This window comes from Prevotella sp. C561 (assembly GCF_000224595.1).
Classification (GTDB): Bacteria; Bacteroidota; Bacteroidia; order Bacteroidales; family Bacteroidaceae; genus Prevotella; species Prevotella jejuni.
Genome location: NZ_JH114145.1, coordinates 139,448 through 162,084 on the forward strand (window position 1 = coordinate 139,448; position 22,637 = coordinate 162,084).

The 22,637-nt window shown below is 36.8% G+C and carries 17 protein-coding genes and 1 pseudogene; 4 read left to right on the forward strand and 14 right to left on the reverse strand.

All coding sequences use genetic code 11. The annotated features are described in order from the left end of the window. Nucleotides 1–74 precede the first annotated feature (74 nt). From HMPREF0666_RS08300 to HMPREF0666_RS08315, 4 genes are read right to left on the reverse strand one after another with little or no spacing between them, the layout of a single operon-like run. The gene (locus HMPREF0666_RS08300) at nucleotides 75–1,352 is read right to left on the reverse strand and encodes a DUF4302 domain-containing protein (RefSeq protein ID WP_009011949.1); all 1,278 of its coding nucleotides are present in this window, start codon (nucleotides 1,350–1,352) and stop codon (nucleotides 75–77) included. A 9-nt stretch (nucleotides 1,353–1,361) separates the two neighbouring features. After that, the gene (locus HMPREF0666_RS08305) at nucleotides 1,362–2,291 is read right to left on the reverse strand and encodes a putative zinc-binding metallopeptidase (RefSeq protein WP_009011950.1); all 930 of its coding nucleotides are present in this window, start codon (nucleotides 2,289–2,291) and stop codon (nucleotides 1,362–1,364) included. A gap of 17 nt (nucleotides 2,292–2,308) precedes the next feature. Further along, a complete protein-coding gene (locus HMPREF0666_RS08310; RefSeq protein ID WP_009011951.1) occupies nucleotides 2,309–3,886 on the reverse strand; it encodes a RagB/SusD family nutrient uptake outer membrane protein in 1,578 nt (525 codons plus the stop codon). A 31-nt stretch (nucleotides 3,887–3,917) separates the two neighbouring features. Continuing rightward, complete coding sequence (locus HMPREF0666_RS08315) at nucleotides 3,918–7,226, reverse strand: SusC/RagA family TonB-linked outer membrane protein (protein ID WP_009011952.1); 3,309 nt, start codon at nucleotides 7,224–7,226, stop codon at nucleotides 3,918–3,920. A gap of 1,696 nt (nucleotides 7,227–8,922) precedes the next feature. Between HMPREF0666_RS08315 and HMPREF0666_RS08320 the strand changes: the two genes are divergently transcribed. The 3 genes and pseudogenes from HMPREF0666_RS08320 to HMPREF0666_RS08330 all read left to right on the forward strand — a co-directional run. After that, a complete protein-coding gene (locus HMPREF0666_RS08320) occupies nucleotides 8,923–9,183 on the forward strand; it encodes a helix-turn-helix domain-containing protein (protein WP_009011953.1) in 261 nt (86 codons plus the stop codon). A gap of 5 nt (nucleotides 9,184–9,188) precedes the next feature. Continuing rightward, complete coding sequence (locus HMPREF0666_RS08325; RefSeq protein WP_009011954.1) at nucleotides 9,189–9,503, forward strand: helix-turn-helix domain-containing protein; 315 nt, start codon at nucleotides 9,189–9,191, stop codon at nucleotides 9,501–9,503. 356 nt (nucleotides 9,504–9,859) lie between these two features. After that, a pseudogene (locus HMPREF0666_RS08330) lies at nucleotides 9,860–10,093 on the forward strand (hypothetical protein); the annotation flags it as partial. 819 nt (nucleotides 10,094–10,912) lie between these two features. On the opposite strand, the gene HMPREF0666_RS08345 reads toward HMPREF0666_RS08330, so the two are convergent. The 8 genes from HMPREF0666_RS08345 to HMPREF0666_RS08385 all read right to left on the reverse strand — a co-directional run bounded on the left by HMPREF0666_RS08345 (nucleotide 10,913) and on the right by HMPREF0666_RS08385 (nucleotide 16,747). Next, a complete protein-coding gene (locus HMPREF0666_RS08345) occupies nucleotides 10,913–11,107 on the reverse strand; it encodes a hypothetical protein (RefSeq protein ID WP_009011959.1) in 195 nt (64 codons plus the stop codon). A gap of 108 nt (nucleotides 11,108–11,215) precedes the next feature. Then, entirely contained in the window at nucleotides 11,216–11,761 is a 546-nt protein-coding gene (locus HMPREF0666_RS08350; protein ID WP_009011960.1) for a hypothetical protein, read from the reverse strand. Between the two features lie 358 nt (nucleotides 11,762–12,119). Beyond that, nucleotides 12,120–12,443: a hypothetical protein gene (locus tag HMPREF0666_RS08355; protein WP_157600267.1), complete on the reverse strand. Its 324-nt coding sequence runs from the start codon at nucleotides 12,441–12,443 to the stop codon at nucleotides 12,120–12,122. A gap of 977 nt (nucleotides 12,444–13,420) precedes the next feature. Further along, nucleotides 13,421–13,894, reverse strand: a complete 474-nt coding sequence (locus HMPREF0666_RS08360; protein WP_009011962.1) for a hypothetical protein — start codon at nucleotides 13,892–13,894, stop codon at nucleotides 13,421–13,423. Nucleotides 13,895–14,019: 125 nt separating this feature from the next. Further along, nucleotides 14,020–14,445, reverse strand: coding sequence for a hypothetical protein (locus HMPREF0666_RS08365; protein WP_009011963.1), 426 nt, complete (start codon nucleotides 14,443–14,445; stop codon nucleotides 14,020–14,022). Nucleotides 14,446–14,448: 3 nt separating this feature from the next. Then, complete coding sequence (locus tag HMPREF0666_RS08370) at nucleotides 14,449–14,688, reverse strand: hypothetical protein (RefSeq protein ID WP_009011964.1); 240 nt, start codon at nucleotides 14,686–14,688, stop codon at nucleotides 14,449–14,451. Between the two features lie 1,154 nt (nucleotides 14,689–15,842). Continuing rightward, entirely contained in the window at nucleotides 15,843–16,343 is a 501-nt protein-coding gene (locus tag HMPREF0666_RS08380) for a hypothetical protein (protein WP_232214084.1), read from the reverse strand. A gap of 74 nt (nucleotides 16,344–16,417) precedes the next feature. After that, nucleotides 16,418–16,747, reverse strand: coding sequence for a hypothetical protein (locus HMPREF0666_RS08385; RefSeq protein WP_009011971.1), 330 nt, complete (start codon nucleotides 16,745–16,747; stop codon nucleotides 16,418–16,420). 1,341 nt (nucleotides 16,748–18,088) lie between these two features. On the opposite strand from HMPREF0666_RS08385, the gene serB reads away from it, so the two are divergent. After that, a complete protein-coding gene (gene serB / locus HMPREF0666_RS08395) occupies nucleotides 18,089–19,336 on the forward strand; it encodes a phosphoserine phosphatase SerB (protein WP_009011973.1) in 1,248 nt (415 codons plus the stop codon). Between the two features lie 299 nt (nucleotides 19,337–19,635). Here serB and HMPREF0666_RS08400 read toward each other — a convergent pair whose 3' ends face one another. Then, on the reverse strand, nucleotides 19,636–20,061 hold the full coding sequence (locus HMPREF0666_RS08400; protein ID WP_009011974.1) for a BT0820 family HAD-type phosphatase: 426 nt from the start codon (nucleotides 20,059–20,061) through the stop codon (nucleotides 19,636–19,638). A gap of 33 nt (nucleotides 20,062–20,094) precedes the next feature. Further along, the gene (locus HMPREF0666_RS08405) at nucleotides 20,095–22,608 is read right to left on the reverse strand and encodes a polysaccharide biosynthesis tyrosine autokinase (protein ID WP_009011975.1); all 2,514 of its coding nucleotides are present in this window, start codon (nucleotides 22,606–22,608) and stop codon (nucleotides 20,095–20,097) included. Between the last annotated feature and the right edge of the window lie 29 nt (nucleotides 22,609–22,637).

A 22,637-nucleotide genomic window follows, 5' to 3' on the forward strand; every position in this document is an offset into this window, starting at 1 on the left:
TTACGGAAAGTGTATTGGGGGTTAGGAATAAAAAGAGGGAATGTGTTTATTTTGACACATTCCCTTTTTTTATTTTAGAAATCAACACGCCAAACTCCTCTATCGAATACGAATGATTTGTTAGAATCATCGTTACTTGTCATTCGTAAAGACGTTGGATGCTTTGAATCATTGATAGTTAATGTATAAGTCGTAGGATTACCATTGGTGAGGAAGGTGTTAGCTATATCCTTCAGTCTAAAATTATTATAGAAGTTAGTGCCATTCTTCTCATCAGCTGTTTTAGTTCTCGTAATAAAACCAGAGATGGTTAGCTGATCATTTCCACTTACACTATAATTTACTTTGATATCTCCCCAGCCATTCCCAACGTAAGATGAGAAGCTAAGATAACCTGGCTTGTTACTAAAGAAGAGAGTTACAATAGCATTATTCTGACTTGTTGCGTATGTGGCTACATCACGCCAAATATTCACTTCTGTCGTACTACTATAAGTAGTATTAAATGACCAATCGTCGAGGAAAAGAGCTTCCAATGGAGTTGCTGCACGTGGACAAAGTTGTATTGTCTTGTCATTAACATCAAGCCATTTATCATCAGCAGAATAAGTAAAGCGGGTCATCTTCTTTCCATACAATGGACTCTCTCGAAGAATCTCCATACCTTCTTTTGTATAAATGAAAGGAATCTCTATAGTCTTGCCTTCTTTGCCGACGAAAGTTAACGTGTGATATTTCATTTCAACAGGATATGTCTCATTATCGATGATTAGATTATAACGCTCTGAGTACATTGCTGAAATTGTATTCTTAACATCTGCGAAGAAGGTAGCCCACGTTAGGTTTTCAGGCATTGGAGTTAGAACGACACGATCTCCATGTTTACGACCTTCGAGGACGACACTATCTTTTGAACAAGACATCACACGGAACTCAAAATCGCCTTCAAAACCTTTACCATTTTGTCCGATAGCCTTACCATTCAGTACTCCAACAGGATCAGAATACTTATGTAAAGCGCTATTAAAAGAGTCGAACGAAAGCAAGACACCTTGTCCCTGTTGAATCTTATAATGCGATGTTGCCTTCACATTCTCTGTTTCTTCTTCACAGAAAACATTATTATCTGTTCCAAACTTACAAAGAATATTGTATCCACCGAAGCCACCAGAACCTTGATAAGCCATTCGCCAGCCGTTAGGTGCTGCAGTCAAGATATCTTTTGTATTTTTGATAGACTCAGCAATACGTGCAGCTGAAGGCTTATTAAATGCATCTTCCACTTCTGGTGTGCAAGAAGCTACAAGTATAAATGCCGTTGTAGCTATTAATAACCTATATACATTTTTCATACTTAAATCTTAATTTAAAGTTTCCAGATCCAGACTATTTACTTCGCTTGCACGTCGCAAAACAATGGTACGTAGCTTATCGATATCTACACCCCAAGAGTCCTTTAGATAACTACGAATGATACTCAATTTAGCGAGAATTGCCTTCTTACCAGTTTCGTCACCATTAGCAGCTACTGCCTGAGCAAGTCTTTTCTGCCACATTACATCAGTATCCGTTACATAACATGAGAACACTTCAGCGAAGTCCTCATTGTATTCACTACTTGCATAACCTGTTACGTAACCTTCTTTACCTGCATCTTCGTCTTTTACGTTTACCCAATCAGCAGAGTGATACTCCTTAGTGATTGTACGAAAATCAGTAGAATAATCCTTCAACTGCGTAAGGATATGTGCGAACTCATGATGCATTGTATGGAAATAAGCACGATTTAAATCGAAATCACTACCCGAAGCAAATGGATTTGTTTGTTCAATATATAGATGTGCAGGGTCTAAGTAATTTACTTGAAAGAGATTCACACGAATACCACCTTCAGCAAAACCAAGGACAATAGAGCCGTCATTCTTATGTTGAGCAGAACCAATCAGCTGGAACTCTCTAAAGCAATGTTGTTTAAGAAAGTCAGGTCCCATCAATTCGGTATATGCATCAAGCCACACGTGTTTGATAATCTTTGCCAAGGCAATAGACTTCTTAATATCTGCAGGGCTAACATTATAGCCCATGTCACTATTCTGGTCAATATAAAGATAATTGAACCGAATGTTGTAAGGTTCAGTATAATTTTTATTTAACCACTTATCAAATGCTGTTGAGTCTGTATTCTCCTCTCGTGTAGGGAATATAGAGTTGTTCGCATCAACATCATCATTCGAACAAGCAACAGTCAATGCAGCTATTGCTGCGAAAAGAAATATTTTTATAGTATTCATACATTGTCCTCCCTTTTTTAATTCTCACGTGGATTAGGTTCCAGTCCAGCTTCGATTACATCAGAAGGTAATTGTAAAGCACCTCTGAGGTCACCCGATTTGAAGTAGACAGGATCTTCACCATCAATGAGGTGAGTTATTCTAATACCATAACGTTTGATATCCATAAATCGCATTCCCAGTTGGCAAGTCTCTATACGTCGCATCTGTAGCAAGATATAAAGTAAGTTCGTCTGCGTCTCGTCAATTGAGAAGCCTTGTGGGTGCAATGCTTTCTTAAAGCCAAAGTCCGATTTATTCGTGATCTCTTCTGGTACCAAAGGTACTGTTGCTAAGAAATCATTCACTGATTGTAGAGTCAGTGTAGGACGAGTTGCCGTTACCACGCCATTTTTCTCTACATTAGGAGCACAGTGTGCATTAATCCATAGATTCATATCATTCAGTGCCTCCGTGTACTTCTTCAAGTGGATTTCCGCTTCTGCGCGAACAAGCAATGTTTCGTCAGCTGTGAGCACAGCATCGACAGTACGAATAAATCCTCTACTCCTTGCAGCATCAGTATACTCAAACTCATTAGACAAACGAGGGTAAGCAATCTGCTGGCTATTACCATAGAGTAAGTGCGACTCATAAAGCGTGTTATCAACAGAGCCTGCTCCCCATGGCATCTTTGTCCAGTAGAGTTCATTAAGAATAACATCGTAACCTGAATTAAAACGCTTATATCCTCCATAGAAAGTGGCAGCACCAGCAGAAGACACTGCTGTCTGTAGCATAAAGTTTGCATTCTCACTTGAGTTAATGTAAGCATCGTGAATAGCCCATCTTCCTCCGAGAGTCTTATAACGATAGACTGTGCGTAAGAGAGAAGCTGGCTGAGAGCCTAATGCTTTAGAAGCGTATTCAGCAGCTTTATCCCATTTCTGGTAATAGAGATTAAAGCGTGCAGCAAAAGCGTATGCAGCTTTCAGATTAAAGTGATATTTAGGTACTGTCATATAAGATTCGCTTACATGAGGTAACGCAGCTTCAATATCAGCATTAATATTCTCATAGAGTTCACGAAGTGTACCACGTGTATCTATTGAACGGTTAGGCTCTTTTGGATAAGGCAATCCGAGATACTTATCAGCTTTTGAGTCGTCATACGCCATACAGAAAGCGGTTGCGAGTCGGAACATTGACCATGCTCGACAGAGTAAGGCCTCAGCTTTCACAGCCTCAACATCGCCATCTTTTACCTTACTAAGGTCAGCAATAGCCTGATTAGCATTTCCGATAGCATAATACATCTTTCCCCAGACATGTCGTGGGTCATCGTTTCCTGTAGTATTCACGTCTTTCCAACGAAATAGTTGGTCTTGATTTGTTTGATAATTGAAAGTTTTTCCATTATCCATTACGTTATCACTACAATACTCCATCATATAATCAGTGGACCCATCAGGATAAGCTGACGACACCAACTGTGTAGCCTTTTCAAAGTTGTCTACCTCAGCTCGATCATCAGGCAACTTATCCAAGAAGTCATTACAGGACGAGAATGTAAACAGTAATCCTACTCCTGCCAATAGAATATTTATCTTTTTCATTTTGTAGTTCTCCTAATTATATATGTTTGTATCAGATTCCGAGACGCAATGTCAGTGTGAGCTGACGAGGAACAGGTAGAGCCACACCACCTGCATTATAGAATTCAGGGTCCTGACCATTGAGTTTCTTATCAGAATAAATCAAGAAGAGGTTAGTAGCCTGGAGCTTTAAGCTCAATGAACTTAATGAAAGATGTCTTATCATCTGTACAGGGAAATCATAACTCAGTGATATTTCCTTCATACGAATAAAGTCTCCTTTGGCAATACGCTCCGTTGAGTAGTTGTATGCGTTATAAGCACGATACAAATAGCCATCTTGCTGCAGTGATCTAAGGTCAGCTATAGCAGGGATATTCGTATGCTTCTCATCACCAGCTTCTGTCCATCGGTTACGGAACTCTTTAGGCATGGCAGACATATCAGAATAGCTTGTGCTAAAGAATGGGTCAAGGCGTACCTTATTACCAAAAGCGTAAGTGGCAAAGATACTCAAGTGCCAGCCTTTATAAGAGAATGTGTTACCAAATGAGCCTGTAATCGTTGGATCTGTTGGACCCTCATAGACTAAGTGGTCGAGGTTATAGCTTTGGAAATCCACACCACTTGTTGTAAGGTTGCCATTCTGGTTGATAACCTGTGGTATTCCATGCTCGTTAAGTCCCTTGAAATCCCAAGAGAAGAGTGCACGGTAAGGATAACCTACCATTGTGAAACCGCCTCCACTCACCATTGACATAATACGTGAACGGCTATCAAGGTCGGTTACACGTGTATTTACATGAGAGAAGATAAAGTCAGTTGTCCATTGGAAATTCTTCGTCATGATATTCTTACTTGAGATAGACAGTTCCTCACCATGCGACTTCATACTTGCAACGTTAGCATATTCAGTAATTGTACCCTTCGTACCATTTGTTGTACGTGGACCAATAAGGTCGTAGTTATTACGTGTGTACCAGTCGAATACAACATTCAAGCGGTTATTTAAGAATCCTAAGTCTACACCAATGTTAAACTCATGTTTCTTCTCATAAGTAAGATCAGGGTTAGCAAAGTTCCAAATCTCTAATCCAGACTCTTTATCAATAGCAAAAGGACGCCAGAAATTTGTACTTGTAATCATCACCTGCGAATTGGTAACAGCAGGTTTATCACCCGTCAGAGAGTATGACATACGTAAGGTAGCGTGTGTCATTGCACTCTTAAATGTCTTTTGGAACCATGGCTCCTCATGTGCATTCCACACACCTGACACGTTCCATGTAGGTAGCCATCGAGCCGTGCGAGCTTTACCGAGTCGGTTACTTCCTTCATAACGAGTTGTAAAGTTGGCAGCATAACGTCCCTTCCATGAATAGTTTGCTGTACCGAAGAAAGACACGTCACGGTTGTAGCTATTAGAGAGACTATAATACAACATATTCTCTTCTACAGCATGCTTGAAGTAATGATAGTCGTAATTAGCTAAGAAACCTAATCCGTACTGCATACCCACACCTTCAAAGAAACTACGGTTACGTTTTGTATTGTTAATCTCCATACCTCCATAGAGGTTCAAGATATGTTTCTCGTTGAATACATCATTATAGCTTGCCGTTGCACGGAAGTCCCAGCTATTCATGCGATACTTTGTTTCGTCATAGAAACCTCCCTTAGGTAATACAGAGTATTTCAAAGAGTTAGGCTGGTCTGGATCAAGATACAACCAAGGGTTCGCATTGCGAATAGTAGCGTCGTCCATAGCGCGATAAGCCATAGCCATGTTAGAGCCTTCACGAATCTGGTAAGCTTGAGAAGTGATAGAATACTTATATGCACCAAGGAGAGCGATTTGTACCTTACTGATAGGCTTATACTTCAATTCTGCTTGCATCTTCAAATCGAGAACATCAAAGTCAATGAAATTATTTGCTAACTCATGATGTATATTAAAAGGTGCATAGTTGCGAACATAGAAAGTATTTGGATCTAAGGCACGTGAGGTGTTAATAGCATAAGAATAAGGATTGATGTCAAAGCCACGATTTACCTCACCCGTTACCACGTTTACATCTTGATTAACTGAACCAGGAGCACGTTGCTTACGATATGAAGTGTTACCAATAAGATTTAAGGAAACTTTCTTACTTAGGTTATAGTTTGCATTGACAGAGTAAGTCATACGACGAACCTTGCTCTGCTCAGTCCATCCTGGGTCATCCATGAATGAGAATGATGTGTAATACTGAGCTTTCTCCGTACCAGATGACATAGAGATAGAATGGTTCATTGAGACAGAATTGCTGAAAAGCTCTTTGAACCAGTTGGTATTACGCATCTCTGCTTCACGAAGATAATCATTAATTGCAGTTGGGTTATTTGCAATACCAAATCGTCCGTTAGTTTCATCGTAAGTATTCAGCAGTGTGTACATCTTACCGTAGATACCACTTGTGGCTGCACGCATTGTGCGTGAAAAAGAGAATAAGCCATCAGCAGCCATCTCCTTATAAATACCCATCTGTTCCTGTGAGTTCATGATATTAAATTGTGAGTAGCTTGGACGCATACGCATCGTGAACTCACCGGTATAGCTAATACGGTTATTACCAGCTTTACCTTTCTTTGTTGTCACAACAATCACACCACCCATGGCACGTGCACCATAGATAGATGTTGCAGAGCCGTCCTTCAGAATCTGGAAGCTTTCGATGTCGTCAGCATTTAGTCCTGCAATAGCAGAAGAGATAAGTGTTGCAGCATCTCCTGATGACAAGTTGTCTGCATTGACCTCAGTCACATCTTCCATAATGACACCATCAACTACCCAGAGTGGTTTTGAGGAACCATAGATAGAGGTAGCACCACGCACACGAATCTTCGGTGCCGTACCGAATGTTCCTGACACGTTTTGAACACTCACACCTGCCGCACGACCTTCGAGCGAACGACTCACGTCTGCCATACCATCGAGTTTTGCTTTTGAAGCATCAATCTTGGTGGCTGCACCAGAGAAGAGTCGTTTGTCTTGTTGGGTCATACCCGTTACGACAACCTCCGTAAGCTGATGGTCGTCATTGCTTAGGGCAACCTTCATGCCGTCTTTAGGCGTAAGGGTCTGTGTGACCATACCAATGTAACTGACTACGAGTTTCTTTCCTGCAGGGACATCGATTGAGAAACGGCCGTCTATATCAGTGACAGTACCCGTCGTAGTACCTTGTACCATGACAGACGCACCGATGATGGCTTCTCCATCTCCCTGAGAAACTACGGTTCCATTAATCTTTGTTTGTCCGAATGCTGTGCCTAACGACAGAATCAGACCAAACAAGAATAGAGCAATTCTTTTTTCCATAGATCTCTTGTGATTATTAAAACATTTTTGAATAACTGTCTTGTTAAACTATACGTATTTTATTCTTCGCTGAAATCTTATATTAGAATAGGTATATAAACTTTAAAAGATTGTTTAGGTTCTACAATAGATAAAGAGTATTACGTCTATTGGCCACAAAGATAAATATTATTTATTGAGATTGCAAACTTTTTTTGTCCTATATTACATTTTATATTAAAATTTCCTTTAATTCCATAACTGTATACTTCGTTTCTCCTTAATAAAAGACATGTTTTTTTGAGTGAAAGCCCTTTTGTTCCATTCAAGAAATAAAAAAGTAGTTGACTCTTGCTTTTGTTATTCTACGTTTAACACCTATCATTAAAATTTCTTGCAGTCAGTGTACTCTTTGCTGTGTTTCAGCTGTGAATTTTGTGTCCTACAAATCTTAGTCCTTCTAAATGGTTTTTACTTTTAAAAAGATCTTCATATATAATGAATGGTGGAGTATACAAAAGTAAGAAGGGTTATGTTTCAAGCTCTTTCCCTTCTCCATTATTTCCCTTCGGTCATTGATTGTAGGCGTGGAGAAGAGTAGGAGCAGAGTCCTGTAGATTGTAGGGGTGAGTCTAATAGGAGACGAGGTGAAACTAATTCTTTTGCTCTATACATACAAGGTCATGTCGAGCTTACCCCTGTCCGACATCTCCTTTCATTCAGAAAAGGGTGGGGGAGAGAGTGACTATTTTATCTTGTTGTCAATATTCTTTGTGCCTTCAAATCATACACATGCCCTTTGAGCAAATAGAAGAGGCTTAATTAGATTGCAGAATATGCCTTTCTTGTGTGTTGAATACGCCCTTCTTGGAGCAAGAAGGGCACTTTCTTTAATGCCTTTCTTAACCTATTGATTCTATGTATGTTATAAGCGTTGATTTAATAACCATTATACCCAATCTTAAGGATTTATCATCCGTCCTTTTATAATATCTTTTTATTCTTCTTAGCGATATCTTTGGCATATAGAACAATTATTTTGATACGCTTATAGAGATGTAAGTAAATGTAGTAAGAGATATACCTCTCGCAGAATATAGCAAAGCCTCGCATGTAAAATCATTTCTACTACTGAACGCTATGAATGCCCGAACGAATACGGCATACTCAGGCTCTTTGGACGCAAGCGCATAGAATAAACATTCTACCTGTCAATTGTACGGACGATTTATCTATTTAACCATAGAGAAATAGATAAATCTTACCTTCGTCCAAACGGTCTATCGTTCGAACTATCTATTTATCGAACTATCGGACGATCGATATGTCGAATTGTCGAACTCTCGAGAGTTACCTGCTTTCATTTTCGTTGATATGAAACGAATCGGCACCTTTTCTCATTGCCGCAATCATACCATTCTTATACAGAACATAATATTTTTTTCTGCGACAGCTCCAAATCTGATAGGGAAAGCTAACAGCCTTTGCGCTTAAAGTTTATGAGCTTTCTATGAAAAGCTTATAAGTTATTTACAAAAAGCTTAGGAGCTTTTCAGACTGACAGACTAACTTCTCTTCCTTCTATTTCCTTGCTTTTCCGCGTTGCTTTGTTCAATGTAGTTCTACGCTTACCTTTGCACACAACTATAGTGGCAACAGACTGTATATGAGTTTGTTTGCCGTGTAACAATAACGTAATCAAAACAAAAAGAATGCAATGAAACTTATCATTATCGACCGCAAGGCATGGGAGCAGCACTGCTCCGACTTTGCAGACTTTGTCCATCGTATCGAACAACTCATCGGCAATCCGCCCGAAAAGGACGAATGGCTCGACAACGAAGCCGTATGTCGCAGACTCGGCATCAGCAAGCGTACCCTGCAATCATACAGAGATATGGATAAAATTCCTTATTCAATGATTGGGTACAAGTGTTATTACAAGGATAGTGATATCACGGATTTACTGAACGCATAAAGTGAATGAACTATGGCGAGAACGAAATCGTTACACAGAAAGACTCTCAGACGCAGATGTTTGCACAGCTGATGCAGGGCACATTGAAGAAGTTGGAGCGTTATTGCTTGGCGGCTCGCCCTATGCTTGGCGGAGAGGTTTACCTTACGGGCGAGGAAGTTTGCAGTCTGTTACGTCTGAGTACCCGTACACTTCAAGACTATCGGGACAGCGGAACGATTGCCTATTGCAAAATCGGAGGCAAGATAATCTACAGGCAAAGCGACATACAAGCCATGCTCGAAAGGCACTATTACCCAATACGCAAAAAGGAAGGCTAACAAGGCAAAACGTGTCGTAAGAAGTCATAACTTAAGTCAAGGGTATGGTCAAGAATAAAGTAAATCAATAAGTCAGCTGGTCAGTAAGTTAGTTTTAACTCAGGTCAAAATTGACTCACTGACCAAACTACAGACTTAACTCAGTCGACAAGTTGATAAATCAATAAGTCAATAAGTCATGAAATCGATAAGTCTGAACTTTGGTAAGGAAATAGCAGGAGGTAATATCAACAGTAAAAATATCATTTCTTTATACTGGCAAGATGTGTCTTTGTACCACAAATTGCCATTTGTACCACAAAGACCCTTGCCCCAAATGGGGGATTAAATCACTCCAAGGTCGTGATTAGAAAGCAATGAAAAAGCAGAAACAAAAGAAGCCAGACGGCAGATGTGCCACCTGCCCACGATGGGACAGATGGCACATCAGAATACCGAACCCCGAAGACCAGCAGAAACTTATCAGACTCTACCGCAAGTCGGGAGCAAAGACAAAGAGCGACTTTGTCCGAGCAAGGCTTCTTGGTGAATCTTTTAAGGTCATCACCCAAGACCCTGCAAAAGAACCTTACTTGGAGAAACTATCAGAAGAGTCTGATTACACTCTCTTTTGCTGAACCTAAATAATCATATTCAATAACATTGACATGGTTATCACTATTCACAATTCAATCATAAATCCCAAGAGAAGAGTATAGAGTCCGCTTCACACTTTGATAGTACGATATCAACGCTATTATATAATTTTTTAATTCGAGAAGGGCTGTTACTACTATTGTAATTTCTTTTAGCTGTATGATAGACGTATTCCCATTTCTTATTTTTGAAATAGTATGTAACAGTCAAAGATTCTCGTATACTTCCATCTATCGTCATGTAAGTTTTGTCTCCCAAATATATATCACTTTCACAAATTATCCTATTGTTCTTTATTAAATTGCGCTTTTGAAAATAACAAGGTACTCCGTCCTTTTTTTGCGGATTAACCCAAGTACCTCCCTCAGATGTATAGGAGGGGTAGTATTTCCAAGAAGAATCCAATAGAGGTAACTTTATAATACTCCTTTGGTCGTTAAAATTTATGCCATATCTATTCTGTTTATCAGCACAGCCAAATATTATTAATATGACGCATAAAGAGCAAATCATACATTTTAGTCTTCTATCCTTACTATTTCTGTCCATTTTCATATTTCTTTAATGTTACCACCGAGTCTTATACCTTCTCCTCTCATTTTGTAGGGTATAATGGCATCGTGTTATCCATCATGATTATTATCTTTTCGCAATCGGGAGCCAGACTCCCATCCTGTTGTATTTGTGACAGTATCATTTTAATTATAATTTCCATCTTTATTTTCCTAATATCCATATTTGTATTATAACTTCTTATGAAAGAAGTTACAACATTACCATCCAATAATCCCTTCATAAAATTCTTTTTTACCATAGACCCAAGTATCGTTCATAATAGTACCTGCCTTAGCATTCACTACAAGGTTTTGCAAACGTCTGCGTGTAGAGTAGTAGCTGTAGAAGGTTTCCGCTCCGTTGCAATACTTCAAGTAAGTGCGCTGCTTGGTGATGCCTATTCTTCCACACATATCAATCATTTAATGTCGTTCTTTCTTGTTTATTGCTTGCGGTTTTAATACCCTTATATGGGTGTTAAGAGGTATTTAAATACTAAAGAATATGGGACTCTCATTTCACTAACACTCTACTATGAACATTTCCAATATAGAATTATCTACCACTAAGGAGAATGACCAAACCTTAGGCATTAGGGAATTTATAAGTTCTTCAAAATTATTCTTAAGTACTTCCTTTATTGTTTGCCGTTCTATGCTATTATAAAAGTGCCAAGATAGGTATTTTCCCCAAAGACGAATCGCTTCACGGTAACCATCTGCTTGTATTTGTCTTACATATGTTCCTCCCTTAAATAAAACAATAATATTAAAAGTTTGCAATTCTGAAAGAAGATGACAATGCTGAACAATATATGCTTCTATTATTTTTCCATTGACTTTTTCATATAAGCAACTAATATGATGTAACTTCTTCAAGGGTATTTCCTCTATATCTCCACTATATATATGTTGCTTCGCTTTAGACTTGCTAATATTACCAATATGTGGAAAATCCAACGCGTCAACCCATTGGTTCATTGCAACTTTCATAGAAACTGCATCTATTTGTAAAACGTCTGTTTTTTTCCCATATTGATAATTGGTTATAAAAGTATATTTGTCCATCACCTATTACCTTTATGGTTTCTACTATGGTTTTCACCACTGAAATTTCTACGTTCATTGGCCCGATTCATTTGTCTCTTTAATTTTTCTATTTGCTTTTTACGTAAAATAATTTTATTGTTTGGGGATTAAATGATTTACATTGGCTCGTAGTAATTCCTACATAATATTGCTTTGTGTTGAACTTTATTAGAAGGTTTGAGCCACCCCGATAACCACTGCTGCAATTAATTTCCAGTACTGAGAAATCAGTTATCTCTTTCTCGCAATTCACAATTGTCTTTCTATGATTATACGAGAAACAAACTTATATAAGGATGGCTAATAAGCCGACATTTAATAGTACAACTTTTTTCATTCAATATTTGTTATTCTTTTTTTGACAACTCCGATTTAGATTATTACTATCTAACAAGCCTTTACATATATAGCCTACAACATACTCTATAGGTGTCTGTAGTTCAATATCATTGTTATCTAACAAATCGTTTATTAAATTATTTACTATAGCCCAGGTTTTATCCTGCTCGTATTTTTTATATGGGTGTTGCATAATTTTTTGTTTTATTTTTAGATCCATTTGGTGATATTTGGTTACCATTATAATCAACCCTGTTAACCTTTTTCCTGTTTTAGGATTTGTAACATCATAATGGGTTTTATGTTTTCTGTCTTTTCCCAAATATTTCCTTTTTATTTTTCCATTCCTGTCCATCACGTAATTTGGTTAGTTTAGCTGGAGGTTCTTTAGAATATCTTGGAGTGCTTGAATATCTACTACATTTTCTTGCAGATGCCCTTTCCTATTTTCCTAAATCCTTTGTGCCATTAATAGTCATCATTGAAGCAAGCTTAGTATTGCACTCGACTTGCACGATAATTCACATAGATGGCTTCATGCTCGCCACTCGTTTTCACTGTGCGCTTGCTATCGGCATCGTAGCAATGCGAGAATACATGCTGTTGTCGTCCACTGTAAGCGGATGATTTCTACATTGGCAAATGTATATAACATTCTTGAGAAATCCAAAGAAATCGAAATTTATTTTGAGGTTTTTGTTTTATTGGGTATCTTGCATCCCATGGCTATTTGAGAAGGCTTCGTTTTTCCTAATTGCGACACTCAATTAGAACATATTACCAAGAAGGCATGTTCTGATTATCAACCTCTTGTCGATATTAATATCTCATTGAAAAGTGGCTTTGAAGTGATTTACTAACGAGAATGTAAGAAACTCAATGTTAATTATTGGTGTCCGATAAAACTTTTGGAAGTTATCTGTGTTAGATAAAATAGGCTTAAACTTATGATTTCATTAATTTATTTGGTTATTATAGGGCTTTCCTTGTCAAAAAAGCACATTTTATAATGCTTACAGTTTGAAACTGAAAACCAAGCCCCTGGATAAGTAAAACGGCTGCAACACCGATGGGAAAGAGATACAGAGCTTTCAGTTTGTTTTTTACCGGACAGCAATAATTCCAAAAACTTTTTGTTGGCTCATCATTTTTTTGCGTAAAAATAGCAAAAGGCAGAGAATCGATCTCTACCTTTATACCTAATTGTTTATAACTACATTGATTATCAGATATTTATTCTGATAATTCCCAAATTAAAGCATTACCGTGTTGTATGTGTTTTATAAGATACAACCACTACTATAATACTATTTTTTGCATTCTAGCACCACCACTGTATATATAAACAATATTATTAATTAGACAGTTGGGGCGTACATAGTTTGGCTCTTCTAACTTTTTGATTTGCCAAGTTTTGCCTTTATCTAAACTATAAAGCAAATCGTATTCTGTAAAAGCACCTTTTATATTACCAATAAAACCTATTATTGCTTTGTCATTAGATTGTAAGTTTTTAATGATAGAATAATTTTTGATTATTTTTATAACCCTCGATTGCCGTGCATTGGGTTTATAGCTTATTATTGAAATTTCATTTTTATCTGTTAACGTGTTCCCAGCAATTATTATAGTATTATTACCTTGTCTTACTATACTTTGGGGCGTTATAGAAAGTCTTATTTCTTTATTTTCTTTTTCTGTACTTCCAAAATACGAGGTTTCACCACTACTAAAAATTGCATATGACTTTTCGTTTATACCTAAACCTTGCAAGGCATAATTTTCAATATCAATACTATCTATATTTTGATTTTTATCTAATGAGTATAGCTTTATTGGACCTCTGTTATTCGTATAAAATATTTTACTATTATTAGTCCAAATTGCAGATATCGGTTTTATATTTGTAAAATTTTTAATATTTTCTTTTTTATATCAAAAGCTACAATACTAAAATTATAATTTTCTCTCACATCATTTCGTAAAATATAAATATAATCATTTAGTTGAGTACCTATGTTAAAATAACTATAATTTAAACTTGAATTTATTTTAACCCAATTTTTTCCTCCATCGATAGTTTTATAAATATTTGCCTCGTCTGTTGATTTGGGAATATTATTTGGATTTTCTAATTCTTTTTCTGATAATTCTTCATATTCTGTATAGGTTCCAAACAAATATCCTTCATATTCTGTTTTGAAATACATATAAGCAAACGCTTGATTTACATCGGGAATTCCTTTACATTTAATCATATTCGTATCGTCTTTACAACCAAACAAGAGTAACAACAAAAAATTAAATAATACAAACTTTTTCATAAGTCAATTTCTATGGTTGGAATATTTTTTTATTCTGTCAAGTATTGGCATTGCCTTATCTGGATCTACATCTTTATCGATTTCAAACCTAAATTCCTTTCCTTTGTTTTTAAGGTTTTTAATCCAATTATTATATGCCTTCATAGAGTCTTTTAGAATACCATATATATTTCCCTGCTCTACTTTTCCTGTGCGCGATTTACCCTTTTTTAAAATGTCTCTTAATGCTATACATTCTTTCATTTATTGCTGCGATGGCTTGGCGTTTGTGTGCCACGTTTATTGTTCTTTTTATTTTGACAAGTCCCAATTTGGAACATTACCAAAAATCGTGTGTTATTTGTTTTCATATATGATTTCTTTTGTTTCATAGTGTCGTCTATATATTTTTTTTAATTTTACTATTCGTTTATTTTTATCATAAGTAAATACACATGTATATGAAATAATGACGTCAGACATATTGGGCTTGTAAGTATAACTATATTGGGTAATAAGACTATCCTTGACTATAATGTTAATACTAAATACATAGTCAACACTGGCATCAAGATACGTGTAATACTTATTGATATCTTGTATAGAAATCTTTTTTCGCTCCCCTATAGGCTTTGTAAACGATAAGATTTCGCTTGGGTCATAACTTGACAAAATATCAGCAATAATACACGCATCTTTATATATGACCTCGGGATATTTTAGAATTATTCCATAATCAATCAGGCTGTAAGATTGATCTAAAAATATCTTTTGATATTTGATATCATCTGCGGACAATTTAACCAATCTACCTCGTTTATTATACACCCCGATTTTTTTTCGTTTAGAAATAAACTTCTCTCTACCTTACAACCATTGCTTAAAATTTTTACAACAGTTTGTGATTTCAATTCTAAACTATTTAGAATTGAAATCACAGAAAGTATCAATATAGCACAAAATCTCATTATTAATCTTTTATTTAGTTTCTTTCCAAAAAATAGTTCTTCCGTATACAGCTGTTGATTTTAATCTTGTTTTCCAGCATTCATATTACGTTTTTTCTCACCACCAAGATTCATTGGAGCAATGCGAGTTTGAGGTGCTTTAAAAGATTTTCCCACATTTTCTTCCATTTCGCATAATGTTTATTGGAGATTTTCCATCCCATAGTGTTCATGTGATTTTCGAGACGTCCAGTACTTCTACGCATGTTCTTAATTGTTTATGGTTATCAACTATATAAAACACTATTCTTTCCTGTTTATTGCTTACGGCTTTTAATACCCATACAAGGGCATTGCCCGTTACCCTTATATGGGTGTTGGGGCATACCCTTGTATGGGTAAGTTCAAACAATCTATATATGGTTTACCATAGTCTTGCTGTTTTAATGTTATACATTCTGTTCTCTATTGCTATTGTGGCTTGTAAAAAGATATTTCCTTTATAACTTTTTTCTTAGGTAAATCACGAATGTCATAGATTGTAACCACAATGGTATCGGGTGGAACTTGCCTTTCAAAATAATAATTAAGCGTGTACGGTGCTTCAAATGCAGGAATGTTATCTATTTCCCAAGTTTCTCCATAACCTTTGCTTTGCAAGTTATCACTATCTGATAAGATAATTATAAATTGGTAGCTATCTCTATCAACTATTAATGCTTCACTATTGTAATCTCTGTAATTATACGGATGTTCTACAAATGATCCTTTTATGTGAATACATATACTATCAAATACTATTGCAGTTCTATCTGTTTTATATATAGACACAAGCGCACCTCGCTCTTGAGATTCTGCTGCAGATATACTATTTGCAATTCTTAAAGTCTTTCGTTTATAAAAACAGTTACATGAAGACAAAGTATTTATAATTAATATTATCAAAGTAGTCGATAAAAAAATCTTCCTCATAGTATACAAATTGAATAACACTGCCATAACTGATTTTTGTACATAAATAGAATAATTCAAGTATTAAAATAAGCCTAGTAACCACGGACGTGGTCTACCTGCCCACCGAGGTTGCAGCCATAGGTTACTTTCTCCTCATCGGGGTAAATCATTTCCAATAGGCGGTTATGACTGTCATATTTCCACTGCGTGATGTAGGTTGCCACTGCCTGATTAGGCATAATCAGCGTACGTACCGTCTTAAAGACCTCACCCATTTTACCATAGTAATACTCGATAGCACCACTTCCGTCCTCACGAAGCATCAATCTGCCGATACGATTGTAAGAAGAGTTGATACCACCGTAATGGTACTTCACGTTGTTTTCTGGATGGTCGGGCAATGAGTTTAAATATCGTCTCATGGGCCTGTAAAATTAATAAGCATTAAAAAGTGGATAACTCAAAATGTATATAAAATTTTATGGCTGAAATTATGTTGTCCTAATTTCAGCCAGCTCTCAAACGTCACGAAAAAGAAGGATATATTCCGTAGACGGAGAGTGAAATCCATTCAAAGAATGAGTTACGACCATAAGCCTATTATTAGTTATACCCTCGTTGGCAAATGTATATAACATTCTTGAGAAATCCAAAGAAATCGGGATTTATTTTTGAAGATTATTTGTTTTATTGCACATCTTGCATCTTATAACTATTTGAGAAGCTTTATTTTCATAGTTACAACACTCCATTAAAATTGATTTATCTTATATAAGGACTTTGGTTACCAGAATGTTGTCGGTATTAATACCTCAATGAAAAACGGCTTTGAAGAAATTCCCTAACGAAGATGTAAGAAACTCAAAGTTTATAGTCTGGATTTCTTCTCGTCTACTTCGTTTTCTACGAGAAAATTGTTATCGTAGAAGGTTCTTTGAGGCATTGCAGAATAAAGAAAGGGAAAGAAACTTACTCGTTTCTTATTCATTCACCCTTTGACATATAACCAACTCAGACTTCTAATAATCATTTTTTTGAATTTCCGAGATATGAAATGATAAACTAAAACTCTTATATAATAAGGTACACAGAGTTACGGAGAGGTTGGAGGCAAAGGTTATATTACGGAGGTGCCGATGGCATAAAGAGAGACGGAAGTGTAGTGTACAGATTCCTAATTAGTCTTTTGGGAGAAACGCTTTGTGTATAAATTGCTAATGGAATAGGCAAAATATCTCCGTTGTTCCACGCATCGATGGCGTCTCCGTGACTATCAGTGCTTTGATTTGATAACCCTTCATACTCTCCTTTTCTCTGTGTGACATTTCGTCGGAGACCTAAGCTTAGGCGAATTATTATCACTTCAAAATTCAAAAGACCCACTTTTATCATATAAGTTATTTTTTAAATAGCATTGACAGTAATTCATTCTTTAAAAATATTTTTCCTGTCATTCCTGTCATCCGAATTGTCTATCTAACTTGTTGGTTTATAGTGTCATTTTATGAAATGTTAAATATGACAGGAAAATGAAATTTAAAATGTTATAGGAATTGTGCATAATAAATCCTTTACTTTTTGTAATCTTAATCGTACTATAATTTTGAAGATTCTTAGTTCAGAGAATCAACATTCTATATAGGGAATAAGGCACTAATTTCTTTATTTATTAGATCGTAGATGTGCTATACAAAAGTAAAAGGTGTGCTAATCTTGTTCATTTCATATAAAATGAGTACTTTTGTATTTACAAACTATTATTTATGGAAGAAACAAAGGCAGAACAAGAAGAACTAATCCTTATCCGTATTACAGGACAAGATAGGCCAGGACTGACAACAGCAGTAATGGCTATCCTCGCACATTATAATGCACATGTCTTAGATATTGGTCAAGCAGATATCCATTCCACATTGTCACTCGGTATTCTTATTCGTATTGATGAAAAAGGAGCTGGGCAAGTAATGAAAGAGCTATTATTTAAAGCTACGGAGCTTGGTGTAAATATTGGCTTCTCCCCAGTTGCAGACAATGAATACGAAGATTGGGTTAATGAGCAAGGTAAAAATAGATATATTCTAACCATTATCGGTAGATCTCTCTCTGCACGCAATATCGAAGGGGCAACACGTGTGATTACAGGGCAGGGAGTGAATATTGATTCTATTCTACGTTTGACGGGTCGTCAAAGTATACGTAAAAGTAATCAAAGTGTGAGAGCTTGCATTGAATTCTCGTTGCGTGGTACTCCAAAAGATTACAGACAGATGCAAGCAGACCTCATGCAGATGAGTCATGAACAAGGTATTGATTTCTCTTTACAGAAGGATACCATGTATAGGCGAATGCGTCGACTTATATGTTTTGATATGGATTCTACGCTCATACAAACAGAATGTATAGATGAATTAGCAAAGCGTGCTGGAGTAGGGAAAGAGGTTTCTGAAATTACAGAACAAGCTATGCGTGGTGAGATAGATTTCAAAGGAAGTTTCACACGACGTGTTGCTTTATTGAAAGGTCTTGATGCCAGTGTCATGGAGGATATAGCAAGGTCAATGCCTATCACGGAAGGTGTAGATCGCTTGATGACCGTGTTAAAGCAGTGTGGATATAAGATAGCAATATTAAGTGGAGGGTTTACTTATTTTGGTGAATATCTTCAGCGGAAATATGGGATTGACTATGTTTACGCAAATGAGCTTGAGATAGATGAGAATAATAAGTTAACTGGACGTTACGTTGGTGAGATTGTTGATGGCAAACGGAAAGCAGAGCTACTAAAATTAATTGCTCAAGTAGAAAAGGTTAATCTTGCACAAACTATCGCTGTTGGTGATGGAGCTATTGACCTTCCTATGTTATCTGACGCAGGATTAGGTATAGCATTTCATGCAAAGCCTCGTGTGCAGGCAACAGCAGAACAGAATATTACCACTATAGGGTTGGATGGTGTCTTGTATTTCCTTGGTTTTAAGGATAGTTATTTGGGTGAGGCTGGAAGACTCTAAGCCTGAAATCAAGTTTAGATAAAATAGATTCAAGTGAACAACTATAGACTGTTCCTAATATATCAAAATTTGGTAAATAAGTCCTTAAAGTTTGATAGATGCAGTTAGATTTTTATTTGTTAACAACCATTGTTGTTGATCATTATTATAGAAACCTACTTGGAATAAAGAAAAGGTGTAGTTGCTCAATATAAAATAGGAGATAATCAACTGTGATTATCTCCTATTTTATATTAAGTAATCTCAATCTTTGAGACTCTTAAATCGATCTGTGCGTCTTGGGGAAGTAAGTCCTATTATCAAAAATTCCACCAATGTTTCTTTTTTGGAGGTTGATGATCTTCAAAAGAGCGATGAGCATAGTTGCGGCTCTCCCATGTCTCATGGTTGGTTATCATTTGATAGATAGTCCCCCAATCAGGTAATCCTCCAAGATTACGGTCGTCAATAAACATCTCAACCTTTAGTTTTCTGGAGAAATGATTGTTCTTTTCCTTCTCCTCTTCAGGGTAGTCCTTGTTAACAGCCCAGAAATCGACCCCACGTTCATGACACCAGTCAACAGCTTCTTGGAGTAAATCACCTTCCCTAACACTCCATAAGATAAGTTGATGGCCGTCTTTAATCAGCATTTTAAGAGTATCGGTAGCGAAGGGAAGTTCGCTACCGATTTTAGGATATTTATGTTCTACGATGGTGCCATCGAAGTCAACTGCAATTATCATTGTCTTTTTAGAATTATTCTCTTGTTTTAGAGTTTATCTCTTTACAGAATTATCATTCTTATTTCCATAGTGACTATTTGTGTAGTTACCATAGTTGCCATAGTTACCATACTGTCCGTAGCTTGTACCATAACTTGCTCTACCATATCTACCATATTTTCCATAGCCACCATAACCATAGTAATAGCTATACTTTCTCTTAGACATATCGATGCCATTAAGGACGATAGCCATATTTGGGAACTTGTTTTCGTTTGCAAGTGCGTTAATCAGGTTGAAACTTGATTTTGGTGTGTAGTCTGCACGACACATATAGATTGAAGCGTCTACAACACGTGCAATCTGGAGCGTATCAGTAACCAAGCCAACAGGAGCAGTATCAATCATGATATAATCATACTTTTCTTTCAAGAGATTTATGATGATATCCAATGAGTTGCGCGCAATAAGCTCCGCTGGGTTAGGAGGAATAGGACCAGCCATAAGTAAATCCAAATTCTTATTAACACCAGAAGGTAAGATTTGTTCTTGTAGTTCCTCTGCTGTTGGATTATCCTTTACAAGGAGGTTTGTAATACCATGCTTATGATCGTTGATACCAAACAATTCAGCCAAACGTGGGCGACGAATATCAAGACCAACCAAAATAACCTTTTTGCCTAAGAGACCAAAACTAACAGAAAGGTTAGCAGCGTTGAAGGTTTTACCCTCACCTGAAGTAGATGAGGTGAAGAGTACAACCTTTTGACCTTCTTTCAGCATAAACTGAAGATTGGTTCGCATAGATCGGAAAATCTCCTCCATCTGGTTGTTCTGATTTTCGTGTACAACGATATCAGCTTTACCCTTAGCTTTGTTACTTGCAACTGCAACATCAGCGATGATAGGTAGCTTAGTAAGGCGTGCAACATCATCGTGACCTTCAATCTTATATCGGAAGAATTGTAGTACAAGTATTACTAAAACAGGGATTACTAATCCAATTAAAAGTGCAACCATCATAATAGAAGTTGACTTAGGACTAATCTTTCCTACTAACTGTGGGTCATCGATAAGTTTACCCTTGTCAGCGGTAGCAGCCAAAGAAATGCTATTTTCCTCACGTTTTTGCAATAACATAAGGTAAAGTCCAGACTTAACCTCCTGCTGACGATCAATCTGTGTCAGCATACGCTCCTGTTGTGGAGTCTCTGCTACCTGACCGTTATACTTATTTACTTGTGCAGAAACTGCATCACGCTGAATAAGTAGGTTTTGACGGGCCGCTGCTATTGCACGGCGAATGTTACCATTTAGTTCGCGAATCTGAGCTGTAAGTGGTTCTACTACAGGTGAGCTTTCAGATGCGCTACGTAACAAACGGTTACGTTCAAGTACTAACTCATTGTACTTATTAATTAAGGATGTTGAACTCTGGTCATCCAATCCAACATTAGATGGGATTACCTGAGTGAGGTTACGAGATGAGCTTTCAACTTCTCTTGCAATGGTGTTGAACAACTCTATCTGTGTTTCAACGTCAGCAAGTTTAAGTTCAGAATTATTCTGATTAGCAACAGAGTTGCCTGCATTCATTTGTAGTTCAACAATGCCATTCTTCTGTTTGTAGTTCTGTAGCTCGCCTTCAGTCTTGCCAAGTTCTGTATTAATCTTAGACAGACGATCATTAATGAACTTATCTGTACGAAGTGCAATTGTATTCTTGTCTTCATTTGCTTGACGATTATATACAATGGCTAATTGTTTCAAATAGTCAAGAGAACGTTGTGGTACCTCATCAGTCAGTTGTAACTGTGCAATAGAGGTTGATTTTGCTGTTTGAGAAACTTGCAACTCACTTGTATACTTGTTAGCTGCCATTCGTGGTGAAAGGATACTAACGTTCAGAACATCTGAATTCTTTAATGTATGTCCGTAATTAGAGCTAATCGTAATAATACCAGCACGAGTTGCTATAGTAGCAGGAAGATTTGTTATCTTTCTGTTGATAGAATAAGGTCCCTCGTTTGAGTTGTCATTTGTGGGTACATAGTATGTTCCACTGACGATGTAGAAGATACTGTCCTTAGTAATTGTTAAGTCGATAGGCGCATTTAATTTCTCGAGATGCTCTGGGTCAACATCAACATTAAGTGGTTGGTTACGATATAAGATAACGTCTTTAACTCGTCCTTTTGTTGAGTAGTTAACATATAACTTTAAGTCTCTAATAGCGTCTTCTGCAAGAGAGTGTGATGTAAGAATCTCCATCTCATTGTCAATACCAGTTGAGTTTGAGATGATACCAAGGTTTGACATGTTTTGTAAAGACTGTCCACGTCTGTTACTACCGCTTTCATCTTTAATCAATAATTTAGCAGTAGACTGATACATTGGTGTTGTGTATCGAAGATAAATCGCTCCTAAGCTGCCAAAGATTATTAATGACAGTACAAACCAATACCAATTGAGAACGATTGTTCGATAAAGGGTGGCAAAATCAAAGGAAGAAAGCCCTTCACGGACTTCTTGTTCCTTCCCTTGTTCTAATTTAGTTGTTTCTTCCATATTTATTATTTTTCTTATTATTCTGTAAA

Bases quoted from the DNA above. Each gene is read 5' to 3' on its own strand.
- serB (WP_009011973.1), top strand. From the start codon at position 18,089: ATGGAAGAAACAAAGGCAGAACAAGAAGAACTAATCCTTATCCGTATT.
- HMPREF0666_RS08305 (WP_009011950.1), bottom strand. From the start codon at position 2,291: ATGAATACTATAAAAATATTTCTTTTCGCAGCAATAGCTGCATTGACT.
- HMPREF0666_RS08385 (WP_009011971.1), bottom strand. From the start codon at position 16,747: ATGAGACGATATTTAAACTCATTGCCCGACCATCCAGAAAACAACGTG.
- HMPREF0666_RS08380 (WP_232214084.1), bottom strand. From the start codon at position 16,343: ATGAGGAAGATTTTTTTATCGACTACTTTGATAATATTAATTATAAAT.
- HMPREF0666_RS08345 (WP_009011959.1), bottom strand. From the start codon at position 11,107: ATGTGTGGAAGAATAGGCATCACCAAGCAGCGCACTTACTTGAAGTAT.
- HMPREF0666_RS08405 (WP_009011975.1), bottom strand. From the start codon at position 22,608: ATGGAAGAAACAACTAAATTAGAACAAGGGAAGGAACAAGAAGTCCGT.
- HMPREF0666_RS08350 (WP_009011960.1), bottom strand. From the start codon at position 11,761: ATGGACAAATATACTTTTATAACCAATTATCAATATGGGAAAAAAACA.
- HMPREF0666_RS08300 (WP_009011949.1), bottom strand. From the start codon at position 1,352: ATGAAAAATGTATATAGGTTATTAATAGCTACAACGGCATTTATACTT.
- HMPREF0666_RS08400 (WP_009011974.1), bottom strand. From the start codon at position 20,061: ATGATAATTGCAGTTGACTTCGATGGCACCATCGTAGAACATAAATAT.
- HMPREF0666_RS08315 (WP_009011952.1), bottom strand. From the start codon at position 7,226: ATGGAAAAAAGAATTGCTCTATTCTTGTTTGGTCTGATTCTGTCGTTA.
- HMPREF0666_RS08325 (WP_009011954.1), top strand. From the start codon at position 9,189: ATGAACTATGGCGAGAACGAAATCGTTACACAGAAAGACTCTCAGACG.
- HMPREF0666_RS08310 (WP_009011951.1), bottom strand. From the start codon at position 3,886: ATGAAAAAGATAAATATTCTATTGGCAGGAGTAGGATTACTGTTTACA.
- HMPREF0666_RS08370 (WP_009011964.1), bottom strand. From the start codon at position 14,688: ATGAAAGAATGTATAGCATTAAGAGACATTTTAAAAAAGGGTAAATCG.
- HMPREF0666_RS08365 (WP_009011963.1), bottom strand. From the start codon at position 14,445: ATGAAAAAGTTTGTATTATTTAATTTTTTGTTGTTACTCTTGTTTGGT.
- HMPREF0666_RS08320 (WP_009011953.1), top strand. From the start codon at position 8,923: ATGAAACTTATCATTATCGACCGCAAGGCATGGGAGCAGCACTGCTCC.